Consider the following 12,773-nt stretch of genomic DNA (forward strand, 5'->3'; position numbering starts at 1 on the left):
GACCCTGGCGATATGCTGAAAATGGTGAAGGCCTTGCCCACACCGCCGCCCCTCAGCGCAGAAACCGCGACCACGCCGGAGTTGCAAAAACTGCTCAAGGCCACGGAAGCGGCGAAGGCGTTGGCGAAGGTTAAGGACCTGCTCGACACGTTGCCTGACGAGTCGAAGATGGGGTTGCTGGATCAAGTGAAAGGGGCGTTGGGCAGTGCAGGCGGCTGAGCCGCCTCTGGCTTCGATCTACTGCAAAAGCAACTGTCTTCACCCTGCCGAGTTTTAGGCCGGCTCAGCCCTGCCACTCACTGACAAAGTCAGCCGTGTCCAGCTTCGGTGCGGTGCGGGGGGGATGTTGTGGGGTGCCCAGGTAAAGGAACGCAACAACCTCCTCGTCCGCCTCCAACCCCAAACCCTTGGCGACCTGGGCCGAATACGACAACTCCCCTGTACGCCACACGGCACCGACGCCCAGCGCAAATGCCGCAAGCAATACCGCGTGGGCGGCGCAACCAGCGGTGATCCGTTGTTCTTGCTTGGGCACTTTGAGGTGATCCTGCAGTTTGGCAATCACCACCACCACCAACGGCGCACGCATAGGCCCCTGACGCACCTTGTCCAATGCTTGCGGTGTCGCCTCGGCATCGCTCTGTTGCAACGCTTGCACCAGCAACTCGCCCATCTGCTCGCGCGCTTTACCTTCGACCGTCAGGAAGCGGAATGGCCGCAGCTGACCGTGATCAGGTGCACGCAGGGCAGCGCTGAACAATATCTCCCGTTGTGCCGCGTCCGGTGCCGGGTCGATCAACCGGGGTACCGATACACGATTGAGCAAAGCGTCGAGCGCCTCCATTGAGCTGTCTCCTTTTAAAAATGATGGGCCATTCTAGGATGTGTTCACCCTCAATAACGAGCGCGCCGACCCTTTAATTACAATCAGCACTTACAACTGGTAACAAAAGCGTATCGACTTATAAAGCCTCGACCGCAGGTAGAATGGCGCCTTTCCACTCCCAAGTCAGAACCACTGCATGGCGTTGCCGACCCTTCGTATTATCGGTTTCATTATCGGCATTTTCCTGATCACCCTGGCTATCGCCATGGCTGTCCCCATGCTGACACTGGTGATTTTCGACCACACCAGCGATATCCGCTCCTTTCTCTGGGCGAGTCTGATTACGTTCGTTGTAGGCCTGGCATTGGTCATCCCTGGGCGTCCCGAGCACATTCATCTGCGCCCACGGGACATGTACCTGCTGACGGTGTCCAGCTGGGTTGTCGTCTGCATTTTCGCGGCGCTGCCGTTTTTGCTGTCCCAGCACATGAGCTATACCGATTCGTTTTTCGAAAGCATGTCCGGGATTACCGCCACCGGGTCCACCGTAATGAGCGGGCTGGACAGCATGTCGCCAGGGATTCTGATCTGGCGCTCGCTACTGCACTGGCTCGGCGGTATCGGTTTTATCGGCATGGCGGTGGCGATCCTGCCACTGTTGCGCATCGGGGGCATGCGCCTGTTCCAGACGGAATCCTCCGACCGCTCGGAGAAGGTCATGCCGCGCTCTCATATGGTGGCCAAGTACATTCTGCTGACCTATGTCGGCATCACTAGCCTGGGCAGCCTAGCCTTCTGGGCGGCAGGCATGAGCCTGTTCGATGCGATCAACCATGCCATGTCAGCGATCTCCACCGGCGGCTTCTCCACCTCCGATCAATCACTGGCGAAATGGCAACAACCCGCCGTGCATTGGGTCGCGATTGTAGTGATGATCCTCGGCAGCTTGCCCTTTGCCCTGTACGTGGCGACCTTGCGCGGCAATCGACGGGCATTGTTCAAGGACGAACAAGTGCGCGGGCTGCTCGGTTTTCTGCTGGTGACCTGGCTGGTGCTCGGCACCTGGTATTGGGCAACCACCAGCATGCATTGGCTGGATGCCCTGCGTCATGTGGCGTTGAACGTGACATCGGTCATGACCACCACTGGGTTCGCCCTGGGCGATTACAGCCTGTGGGGCAACTTCGCATTGATGCTGTTTTTCTATCTGGGTTTCGTGGGGGGTTGTTCAGGGTCGACGGCGGGCGGGATCAAGATTTTCCGTTTTCAGGTCGCTTATATCCTGCTCAGAGCCAACCTCAATCAATTGATCCACCCCCGTGCGGTGATCAAGCAGAAGTACAACGGCCACCGCCTGGACGAAGAAATTGTCCGCTCGATCCTGACCTTTTCGTTCTTCTTCGCAATCACCATTTGCGTGATTGCGCTGCTCCTGTCGCTGTTGGGCGTGGACTGGATGACCGCCCTGACCGGTGCGGCCAGTACGGTCTCCGGCGTTGGTCCGGGGCTGGGCGAAATCATTGGCCCGGCGGGTAACTTCGCCGGGCTGCCGGATGCGGCCAAATGGATTCTATCGCTGGGCATGCTGCTCGGCCGACTGGAAATCATCACCGTGCTGGTCCTCTGCGTTCCAGCGTTCTGGCGGCACTGAGATCACATCCGCGCGCGATATTCCCCCGGAGTCTCATCAAACCAACGACGGAAGGCGCGGAAGAAATTGCTGGGGTCGGCAAACCCCAACAGGTAGGCGATTTCCAGCAAGGTCATGTTCGGCTGCGTCAGGTATTGCTCGGCCAACTCACGGCGGGTGACGTCGAGCAAAACCTGAAAACTGGTGCCCTCTTCCTGCAAGCGACGCTGCAACGTGCGCTGGGACAGGTGCAGGGTTTGCGCGACCGTCTCACGCTTTGGCTCGCCCTGAGGCAATAACCGGCACAGCACCTGACGGGCCTGATGGGTGACGCGGCTTTCCGAGAAGCGCGCCAGGTATTCCCCGGCAAAACGATCATGCAACTGCGCCATGGCTTCATTGGCGGTCGGCAGCGGCGCTTCCATATCCGCGCGCTCGAACACCAGGGCGTCATAGGGCGCGTTGAACGTCATCGGCGCATGAAAGGCTTTTTTATAGGGCTCCAGGTCCTTGGGCTGATCGCCCTGAATCAACACCTCGCGCGGCTGCAACGTCCTGCCGGTCAACCAACCACAGAAGGTCAAGGCCGAGGCCAGTGATGCTTCGGCGCTTTGCCGGGTCGGTGGCAGATGATCGCCATGCACGGTCAGGATCAGTGCGTAACCTTCGGGCAGCAGACGAAAGCTCAAGTCGGCACTTTCAGCGATAATCCGCTGATAACGCACCAACCGCATAAAGCCCTCCTTGAGGGTCTGGCTGGACATCAACGCATAGCCGGCAACGTTGAAGGACGCCGGACGCACGACTTTGGCCATGTTCAAACCAATCGCCGGGTTGCCTGAAAGCTCCACTGCTCGCTGCCACAGCCGTGTCATGGAGTCCTGAGGGAAGCGCGCATCGGGATTGTCCAGATCGGCATAATCAAGCCCCAGTTCCTTAAAGAGCAAACGACAATCGAGACCATCCAGTTCCAATGACTTGACGATACCCATCGCCCAACTTGCAGAAGTCGTTCTTTCGCTCATGGCAGTTTCTTTCAAGATAAGCCACGTCCTGCGGCTACTGGCACAAGGATACTATTCTGGTGCTTAATGTCACTGGCCGGATGAATCAGCCACTTTACACTCAGCCCCTAAAACAAGAACCGAAGGTACACGTCGTGACAACCACCCAGTCGTTCACACGTTTCGCTGATTTCTACCCCTACTACTTGTCGGAGCACAGCAACAGCACCTGTCGCCGACTGCACTTCATCGGCACCACGCTGGTGATTTTTATCGCGGCCTTCGCGATGGGCAGCGCCCGCTGGCAGTTGTTATGGGCAGTACCCATTGCGGGTTACAGCTTTGCCTGGGTCGGGCATTTCTTTTTCGAAAAGAATCGCCCCGCCACGTTCAAGCATCCGTTTTATAGCCTGTTGGGCGACTTCGTCATGTACCGCGATATGGTGATGGGCAAAGTGCCTTTCTAGAAAACTTCACCCTGAATGGCACTCGGCGCGCAGGGCCAGCAATGCGTCTTTCACGGTCACTGCCGAAATCCCCACGCAGCATAGACTGGGTCTTTGTTTACCCATAACAAAGACAGGACCGTCGATGAACACTCAGGCCCGCTTTACCCATATGAAGGAAGGTACTCAGGAGGATTGGGCGATCATTGCCCAGGACTTCAGCGCCTATGCCAAGCAGTTGCCGGGGCGAATTCTGACCCATCTTCGGCTGCTCGACGGTGACTTCGGTGGCTTTCCCGTTGATCGCCTGACCCACTCCCTGCAAACCGCCACACGTGCCTGTCACGACGGTCGCGACGAGGAGTACATCGTCTGCGCCCTGCTCCACGATATCGGCGACACACTGGGGTCCTATAACCACGCGGACATCGCAGCGGCCATTCTCAAGCCTTTCGTCAGCGAGGAAAACCTGTGGATGGTGGAAAAACACGGGATATTCCAGGGCTACTACTTTTTTCATCACCTGGGCATGGACCGCATGCTGCGCGAGCAATTCCGGGCGCATCCGCAGTATCAGCAAACCATCGAATTCTGCGCAAAATACGATGCCGCAGCGTTCGACCCTGCATACAACACGTTGCCATTGAGCTTCTTCGAGCCCATGTTGGAACGGGTTTTTACCCACCCGAAACGCTCGATCTATCAATCGGCCATAGAACAAGATCTTTCATCGTCCTGATGGCCAGGCTGGCTTTAAACAACCGGTTCGCTGACCCGTCCCTCGTCTTCCTCGACCCGCTTCTGCCGGACTGGAACCCGCGCCTCGCGCAGATGAGCATCGGCCAGCCGGAACAATTCGATAGAGCCGTCTAAATGCTCAATCAGCGCAGTGCAGGATTCGACCCAATCGCCACAATTGAGGTACTCCACCTCGCCGACGTTGCGGATTTCAGCGTGATGAATATGCCCGCAGACCACCCCGTCAAAGCCACGCTTTACGCACTCGTGAGCGATGGCTTCTTCGAAGTCACTGATGAAACTGACCGCCGTTTTGACCTTGTGCTTGAGGTACGCCGACAGCGACCAATAGCCGTAGCCATAACGCGCACGCCAGTGGTTCAGCCAGCGATTAAGGGTCAAGGTCAATTCATAGGCCGAATCACCGAGAAAGGCCAACCAGCGGTGGTAGCGCGTAATCACGTCGAACTGATCGCCATGCACCACCAGCAGACGACGACCATCAGCCGTGACGTGCTCGGCCTCGTCCACCAATCGGATATTGCCCAGGATCAGCGTCGAGTAACGCCGCAGGAATTCGTCGTGGTTGCCGGTGACATAAATCACTTCGGTGCCGCGCTTGCTCATGGTCAATAGACGGCGAATCACATTGGTGTGCGCCTGAGGCCAATACATGCCACCGCGCAGCTTCCAGCCATCGATGATGTCGCCGACCAGGTACACCTTGTCAGCGTGATACTGCTTGAGAAAGTTCGACAGATGCTCAGCCTGGCAATCACGTGTGCCGAGGTGTACATCTGAGATCCACAAGGTTCTCACCCGTTGCTTGCGACTGGGTTTAGCGAGCTGAGCACTGCTCATGGACAACCTCCGGCAGGGTTTTAGCGAGCTTGCCCGGCGCTGGTTAATCGGAGATGACATTGGCGTGGCGATTGGATGACAAATGACCCAAAAACGGCAACAGACAACGGTCAGGCATGCGCTCTACACTTAGCGGTCATCCCCGCACCGTAAAAGCTGACTGATAAGGACTGCAATGAATCACCGTTCTGCGCTTGGCGCCCTGCATATTGGCGCCCTGATGTTCGGCCTGACCGGGGTATTCGGCAAACTGGCCGCCGCCTCGCCCTCGATCATCGTGTTCGGCCGCGCAGCTTTTGCAGTGATCGCCCTGGGCTTTTTCGCCCGTTTCGCCAGCAATACCGCCTGGCAATCACTGCGCGGCAGTGATTGGCGTCGACTGGTTCTGGGTGGGTTACTGCTGGCCGGGCATTGGGTGAGCTTTTTCATCTCCGTGAAAGTTGCCGGCGTGGCCATCGCGACACTGGGCTTTGCCAGCTTCCCGGCCTTTACCGTGATCCTCGAAGGGCTGATTTTCCGCGAGCGGATTCGCAGCAATGAAATCATCCTGGTACTACTGGTCAGCATCGGGCTGGTGTTGGTCACCCCGGATTTCGACCTCGCCAGTCAGGCCACTCTCGGCCTGCTGTGGTCCGTATTGTCCGGTTTACTGTTCTCACTGTTGTCTCTGACCAACCGCGCCAGCTCCGGGCGAATTCCGGCCGTACAGGCGGCGCTGTGTCAAAATCTGGTGGTCGCGGCGTGCCTGTTGCCTGCCGCGGCACCGGGGCTGAGCAGCGTCACGCCCCTCGACTGGCTGTGGATAAGTCTGCTTGGGGTGTTCTGTACAGGTGTGGCGCATAGTTTGTTCGTCGCCAGCCTGGCGGTAATAAAAGCGCGCACCGCCGCGATGGTCTTTGCCCTTGAGCCGGTATACGGCATCACCTTCGCCTGGTTGCTGTTCGCCGAGCAGCCCACGGTGCGAATGTTGTTGGGTGGCGCACTGATCATCGTCGCGATCGTGGTCTCGAGCCGGCTGGGATCTAAAACAATCGAGCACAAAGCCGACGCCGCTTCAGCCCACTGAATGCTTACGCCTGCGGATGATCGTTATGCCCCAGGTCGCGCTGCGGGTCGATCTGGTCACGCACTCGCTGCTTGAGTACCTTGGCTTCAGGGAACCCGCCATCAGCCTTGCGCTCCCAGATCTGCACACCATTGCACGTGATTCGAAACGCCCCACCGGTCGCAGGCTCCAGCGAGACCTTGCCCAGATCGTCGGAAAACGTGCTGAGCAACTCTTGAGCGAGCCACGCGGCCCGCAGAAGCCATTGGCATTGGGTGCAATAGGTGATGACGATTTCGGGTTTGACGGCAGACATATCCTGACTCTCATTCCTCAAGGGTTGGCGTTAAAAGGCGCTTTATCTGAGTATGGGACCAATCTGCCCGCAACCACCCCCTCAATCAGCTTATTCCCGCCAACAAATCCCGAGCAGTCTGCTGCTGGTTATCGTCGGTTTCGTTGATCACTTCCAGCAGCAGCTCACGTGCACTCTGCAGATCACCGTCATCAATCAACACTTGAGCCTGGTTGATTTTACTCAGAGGCTCCTCGGTCAGGTCGAGCATATCGAAGCCCGCCGAATCATCCATGAAGCCTTCAAGAAACGCATCATCCAGACTGTCGCTGTTGGCCTGAAGAATAGGCTCCGGCTCTGAGAAGTCGCTGAGGAACTGCTCATCAGGCATTTCGAAGACTTCCGGCAACTCTGTGAGGTTGGACGCGAAATCCAGGTCCGCCGTCAGCGGTTGTTCCGGCTGGCCTTTGCTGCGTGCGGCTGGCGTAGTTTCGAAGGGGTCGACCAAATCCCAATCGGCGTCCATTGACAGATCTTCCAGGTTCAATTGGAATTCATCGGCAGGCTGCGTGCTCAAGGAAGAGGCAACAGGTTCATTGACGACAACTTCAGGCAGCACCGGCTCTGACGAAGGCAGCGGGATGGTCACCAACGCGGGTGACGGTGTCGCGAACAACTGGGGATGCTGCGCGCGTATTTCCTGCAATTTGTCCGCACTAAGCCCCTGCTCGAGCGCCGCTTGCTCCTCGCGGGCAAAACCGTCGGCGTCGCCCTGCTGGGCCAGTAACTCAAGAATTCTCAGGCGCAGATCCGTGCGCTGCGGCTGTGTCTGCAGTGCGTCACGCAAAATACCCAGCGCCTCACTGATCCGGCCGTAAGCGATATAAATGCTCGCACCGTCCATGGCATCGGTGGCAGTACCAGCCAACCGTTGGGTACCAGGCGCCGGAACCGCAACCACCGGAGCTGTAGGTGGAACGACCACAGAAGACTTTTCAACCATGGGCACAGCGGCCGTCATCGTGGGTCTCGGCGCAGGCGTGTCGACGATATTCTGCACCGGCAGGGCGTTTATCAACCGTTTGCGCCGTACGGAATAAGCCAGTACCAGCAATAACAGCAGCACCAACACTGCACCCGACAACAGCAGCATGTTGCCGGATGATTCCTCCGCTGGCGCCTCGGTTACTGGCGGGGCGGGCACCGCCGTTGGCGTCACGGCAACAGCTGGCACAACGGGGGTGACCGTTTTGGTTGTGGATAACTTTAGTTCAGCCAGGGCGGCATTCAGTTCGGTGAGTTGCTTGTCTTTACCCGAAATCTGCCCCTCAAGCGCTTGCATCTGTCCTTTCAGGTCGCCCACGGTTTTGGTCAGTTGCTGGTTCTCGATAACGGTGCTGGCCAGTTGCTCAGCGTTTTGCTGCAACCCATTCGCAGAAGCTGCTGCTTCACTTGCCGCCGAAGGGGGTGGCGTAGTTTGAGTGGCCGCCGCGACGGAAGGCGCCACCGTCGAACGCGGCAGGACCGCACTGTCTGGCAGCAGCAGGCTCTGTCCGACGTTCAACCGAGTGCTGTTACCGTTGGGAAACGCCTGGGGATTGAGCGCCGCGATACCTCGGGCCAGCTCACTGGCGGAAGTTTTGCTGCCCGGCCCTTGCAGACGCCTGGCAATCGTTCCGAGGTTATCGCCGCTGGCAACTGTGTAGCGATTACCCTGCACCGCTTGCGGCGGCGCGACAGGCATACGTGATTCACCACCGCTCTGTAAAGAAGGATCGGCCCGCCTGGAGCGCGACGCGGCTGCACCTATCGCCGAGTCAGGCGGATCGAGCAACACCGTATAAGCATGCAGCACGTCGCCATTAGGGCGAACCAGACGCACCAGAAAGTTAAGGTAAGGCTCAGTGACTGCCCTTCTCGACTCCACATGCACCACGCCATGATTGCCATGGACGATGGGGGTAAAGTGCAGATCGTTAAAAAAGAACAGACGTTCGATGCCAGCCCGGCTGAAGGCTTCCGGCGAAGCAAGACTCGCCACAATGTCATCCGCGCTCAGGCCTGCGGTTTCTACCAATTCGATATCGGCATTGAACGGCTGATTCAACGCCGAATGCAGGGTGATCTCTCCAAGCCCCAACGCTGGGGCCAGTGCCGAATAAAACAGTGATGTTGCGGCCGCAGCCACACACCATTGACGAACGACCTGCCGCAACGGGCGATCGGCGCGCGTTAACGCGGCCTGAGAACTCTTCAGCATGAAAATCCTTATAAAAACCAAAGCAGGCTTCTCAGCACATTCGCTGTCACACGCAGATAGCGCAAGTATGGGGGCAAATCGGGCCTGATGCTCGCACGCTTTCACCAATGCTTAAAGGGGTAAAAGCGCTTGAGCCACTGAATACCGGGTGTTCAGGATTTTTCCAGGTTCGCCAGGATCCGTGCGTGTACCCGCATGCAGATTCTCAGCTCGTCCTCGTCGATGCCGACGAAAAGTTCATGACGCAGCGCGGTGGCGATTGTCTCGATTTTGTCGATCAGCGGCCGCGCCGTTGCACATAGAACGATTTTTTTAGCCCGCCGATCTTCAACCACCGCCTGACGCAGAACCAGCCCCTGAGCTTCCAGACTGTCGAGCAAACGCGCAAGGGTCGGCCCTTCGACGCCAACACTCTGCGCCAACTCACGTTGCGTCGGTGCTTCTTCGAAGCGCGCAAGGTGCAACAGCACCAGCCAGCGCGCCTGCGACAGGCCCAGGTCAGCGAGGCGCCGGTCCAACTCGGCTCGCCAGCCACGTGACATCTGCGCCAATTGCATGCCGAAGCGGTGTTGATCAGTTAAAGGCATAGGAAACTCATGATTAAAGGCTTGTACTAATTATTAGTCAGCTAACCATGATGCCCGCACCGAGGCAAGTGTCACCCACTGTAACCAATCGTCGCAGGGGGGTATAAAACCTCAGGAAAATCAGACCTCGAACTCGGACTGCAGCGCCGCGCGCACGCAATACAGCACGCCGTCTGGCACGCGACCGGCGAATTGTGCGGCAACGGCTGCAACCGCGGGCAACTCTCCTTCGCCATCAAGGAACGCATCCTGAATTTCACTGAGCACGTCTTCAGGCAAATCCAGCGCTTGCTCCAGTGATAATTGCTGCTTGCCGATGGCCTCCGCGAGCATCGTGTAGACATTCTTTTCGGTGCACTGCAACTGACCGGCGATCTGCGCCGGCGTCATCCCGGCGCGGGCCAGGCTGATCAATTCGTGACGCACGTCAGCCACAACCCTTGGCGCCTCGGCTGTACCGCCGAGAACCTCGAGGAACGCCTCACCATAACGCTCCAGCTTGCGCGCACCGACGCCACTGACCTGGGCCATTTCCGGCAACGATCCGGGCTTGCTGCGCAACATCTCGAGCAGGGTCGAGTCGGGAAAAATGACATAAGGCGGCACCCCATGCTCTTCGGCCAATTTGCGCCGCAGGGCGCGCAAGGCCTCCCACTGTTCGCGCTCTTCGCCACGGACCAATTGACTGGCCGGGCTGCCCGAACCGCTTTTCGGGGTCGTTTGCGGTTTCAAATCACGACGTAGCTCAAGCGTGACTTCGCCGCGCAAGAGGGGCCGGCAGGTATCACTCAACCGCAGGCCGCCGTAGCCTTCCAAGTCGATATCAGCCAGGCCGCGCGCCACCAACTGGCGGAACAGCGAGCGCCACTCGCCTTCGGTACGCGCCTTGCCGACGCCGAAAACCGCCAGATGTTGGTGGCCAAAGCTCTTCACTTTATCGTTGTCGCGACCCAGCAGCACATCCACCAGATGGCCGACGCCATAACGCTGGCCGGTGCGATAAATCGCCGACAGTGCCTGACGCGCAGGCTCGGTGGCGTCCCAGGTCTGCACGCCGTCGACACAGTTGTCGCAATGACCGCACGGGTTAGGCATGTCTTCGTCGAAGTAGGCCAGCAGCGTCTGTCGACGGCAGCGGGTCTCTTCACAAAGCGACAACATGGCGTCGAGTTTGTGTTGCTCAAGGCGCTTGTGTCGCTCGTCGCCTTCGGAGTTTTGCAGCATCTGCTTGAGCATCAATACGTCTTGCAGCCCGTAGGCCATCCAGGCATCGGCGGGCAGGCCATCACGGCCGGAGCGCCCCGTCTCCTGGTAGTACGCCTCCAACGACTTGGGCAAGTCCATATGGGCGACGAACCGCACGTTGGGTTTGTCGATGCCCATACCGAAAGCGATGGTCGCGACCATGATCAGGCCTTCCTCATTGAGGAAGCGCTTCTGGTTGAAGGCACGTGTCTCGTTAGGCAGCCCGGCGTGGTATGGCAAAGCCGGATAGCCGTTGTCACACAGAAAAGCGGCGACTTCATCGACCTTTTTGCGGGACAGACAATAAACAATGCCTGCATCGCTGCGCCGCTCGGAAAGGAATGCCAGCAGCTGTTTGCGCGGCTGCTCCTTGGGCACGATGCGATAAAAGATGTTGGGGCGGTCGAAACTGGAGAGGAAGCGCTCGGCGTTCTGTAGATGCAGGCGCTCGACGATCTCTTCACGGGTGCGTTTATCGGCCGTGGCGGTCAGGGCGATACGCGGCACATCGGGGAACAACTCGGCAAGTTGCCCCAGTTTCAAGTATTCAGGACGGAAATCATGCCCCCACTGTGACACGCAGTGCGCTTCGTCGATGGCAAACAGGGCGATTTTCAGGTTCTGCAGGAAGGCCAGCATCCGTGGCTGAACCAGGCGCTCGGGCGCCAGATAGAGCATCTTGATCTCGCCCAACCGAATTCGGTTTGCCAGATCCCGCTGTTGCTCTGCGCTCAGTGTGGAGTTCAACGCGGCCGCCGACACACCCAGTTCTTCCAGGGTCGCAACCTGATCGTCCATCAAGGCAATCAGCGGTGAAACTACCACTGCCAAGCCTTCGCGCAGCAGGCCCGGGACCTGGAAGCACAAGGACTTGCCGCCACCGGTGGGCATCAACACCAAGGCATCGCCGCCATTGGCAACACGCTCAATAATGGCACCTTGGCGACCACGAAAGCTGTCGTAACCAAAGATGTCTTTAAGTACGCGTTGAGCCTGTTCGAGCATAAAAACCCCAAAATATTGCAGAAGCGACCCTGCTACAGCCTGTCGCAATCGCTATTGGCATCGCAAAGCGCGGCATTATACCCGAGGGGTTCCAGGCAAAGCACAAAGGCGATACCGGCGGTCGATATAAAAGACATAACAGCTTCTAAGCGCCTCTGTACTGGCGCGCAGGCCTTACACAGCCTAGAATTCAGCATTGTTTATTCCCAAGGTAGCCCGTCAATGTCCTTCGCTGAGCAACTACACCGCCTGCAAGCCTTCCTCGATGCCGATGAGCTGCATGACGAAGCGCTGGACTATGTGGCCGCCCACGGCTACCTGACCGCGCTGTCGATCTGTGCCGAAACGGTCCCTGAGCGTGAGTGGATCGATACGCTGTTCTCTGAGCCGCCGCATTACACCAGTGATGCCCAGCGCGAAGAAATCGAAGCCACGCTGATCCAGCTGCAGGCGCACATCGCCCGCCAACTGGCATCCGACGAAGAGTTCGAATTGCCGTGTGATCTGGACCTCGGTGACGAGCCGGATGACTCCGACCTCCGCGGCTGGTGCATCGGCTTCATGGAAGGCGTGTTCCTGCGCGAAAACGCATGGTTCGAAAGCGCCGAAGACGAAGTCAGCGAAATGCTCCTGCCGATCATGGTCGGTTCGGGTCTGTTCGACGAACAACCAGAATTTGCCGACATCGCTCAGGACGCCAATCTGATGGATGACATGATTGTGCAGATCCCGGAAGCACTGACCGCGCTGTACCTGCTCCTGCAGGCGCCAGACGAGAAGCCAGCGATTCTCAAGCCTCGCCACCACTGAGTCCACGCCTACGGCACAAGG

General features: G+C 58.3%; 12 protein-coding genes and 1 pseudogene. 6 read left to right on the forward strand and 7 right to left on the reverse strand.

The features are described 5' to 3' along the window. Positions 1-219, forward strand: a pseudogene (locus QN399_RS14810) (hypothetical protein); the annotation flags it as partial. A 64-nt stretch (positions 220-283) separates the two neighbouring features. Here QN399_RS14810 and QN399_RS14815 read toward each other — a convergent pair. Then, positions 284-844 carry a nitroreductase family protein gene (locus QN399_RS14815; protein WP_219064195.1) on the reverse strand — a complete coding sequence of 187 codons (561 nt, stop codon included), beginning with the start codon at positions 842-844 and terminating at the stop codon, positions 284-286. A gap of 178 nt (positions 845-1,022) precedes the next feature. On the opposite strand from QN399_RS14815, the gene QN399_RS14820 reads away from it, so the two are divergent. Then, the gene (locus tag QN399_RS14820) at positions 1,023-2,477 is read left to right on the forward strand and encodes a TrkH family potassium uptake protein (protein WP_330201095.1); all 1,455 of its coding nucleotides are present in this window, start codon (positions 1,023-1,025) and stop codon (positions 2,475-2,477) included. 2 nt (positions 2,478-2,479) lie between these two features. Here the strand turns inward: QN399_RS14820 and QN399_RS14825 are convergent, their stop codons facing one another. Then, positions 2,480-3,481: an AraC family transcriptional regulator gene (locus tag QN399_RS14825; protein WP_322180256.1), complete on the reverse strand. Its 1,002-nt coding sequence runs from the start codon at positions 3,479-3,481 to the stop codon at positions 2,480-2,482. 134 nt (positions 3,482-3,615) lie between these two features. On the opposite strand from QN399_RS14825, the gene QN399_RS14830 reads away from it, so the two are divergent. Further along, on the forward strand, positions 3,616-3,927 hold the full coding sequence (locus QN399_RS14830; RefSeq protein WP_322215384.1) for a DUF962 domain-containing protein: 312 nt from the start codon (positions 3,616-3,618) through the stop codon (positions 3,925-3,927). Positions 3,928-4,051: 124 nt separating this feature from the next. After that, the gene (locus QN399_RS14835; RefSeq protein WP_322180260.1) at positions 4,052-4,645 is read left to right on the forward strand and encodes an HD domain-containing protein; all 594 of its coding nucleotides are present in this window, start codon (positions 4,052-4,054) and stop codon (positions 4,643-4,645) included. A gap of 14 nt (positions 4,646-4,659) precedes the next feature. Here QN399_RS14835 and QN399_RS14840 read toward each other — a convergent pair whose 3' ends face one another. Next, positions 4,660-5,505, reverse strand: coding sequence for a UDP-2,3-diacylglucosamine diphosphatase (locus QN399_RS14840; protein ID WP_322215382.1), 846 nt, complete (start codon positions 5,503-5,505; stop codon positions 4,660-4,662). 175 nt (positions 5,506-5,680) lie between these two features. On the opposite strand from QN399_RS14840, the gene QN399_RS14845 reads away from it, so the two are divergent. Then, positions 5,681-6,571: a DMT family transporter gene (locus tag QN399_RS14845; protein WP_322180264.1), complete on the forward strand. Its 891-nt coding sequence runs from the start codon at positions 5,681-5,683 to the stop codon at positions 6,569-6,571. A gap of 4 nt (positions 6,572-6,575) precedes the next feature. On the opposite strand, the gene QN399_RS14850 is transcribed toward QN399_RS14845, so the two are convergent. The 4 genes from QN399_RS14850 to recQ form a co-directional block, all read right to left on the reverse strand. Continuing rightward, the gene (locus QN399_RS14850) at positions 6,576-6,866 is read right to left on the reverse strand and encodes a SelT/SelW/SelH family protein (protein ID WP_322215379.1); all 291 of its coding nucleotides are present in this window, start codon (positions 6,864-6,866) and stop codon (positions 6,576-6,578) included. A gap of 85 nt (positions 6,867-6,951) precedes the next feature. Continuing rightward, on the reverse strand, positions 6,952-9,105 hold the full coding sequence (locus QN399_RS14855; RefSeq protein WP_330201096.1) for a FimV/HubP family polar landmark protein: 2,154 nt from the start codon (positions 9,103-9,105) through the stop codon (positions 6,952-6,954). A gap of 152 nt (positions 9,106-9,257) precedes the next feature. After that, entirely contained in the window at positions 9,258-9,692 is a 435-nt protein-coding gene (locus QN399_RS14860) for a MarR family transcriptional regulator (RefSeq protein WP_322180270.1), read from the reverse strand. Positions 9,693-9,812: 120 nt separating this feature from the next. Further along, the gene (gene recQ / locus QN399_RS14865) at positions 9,813-11,942 is read right to left on the reverse strand and encodes a DNA helicase RecQ (protein WP_322180272.1); all 2,130 of its coding nucleotides are present in this window, start codon (positions 11,940-11,942) and stop codon (positions 9,813-9,815) included. A gap of 222 nt (positions 11,943-12,164) precedes the next feature. On the opposite strand from recQ, the gene QN399_RS14870 reads away from it, so the two are divergent. After that, on the forward strand, positions 12,165-12,752 hold the full coding sequence (locus QN399_RS14870; protein ID WP_219064205.1) for a YecA family protein: 588 nt from the start codon (positions 12,165-12,167) through the stop codon (positions 12,750-12,752). Positions 12,753-12,773 lie beyond the last annotated feature (21 nt).

Origin of the sequence: Pseudomonas sp. 10C3 (genome assembly GCF_036346185.1) — a bacterium.
Classification (GTDB): domain Bacteria; phylum Pseudomonadota; class Gammaproteobacteria; order Pseudomonadales; family Pseudomonadaceae; genus Aquipseudomonas.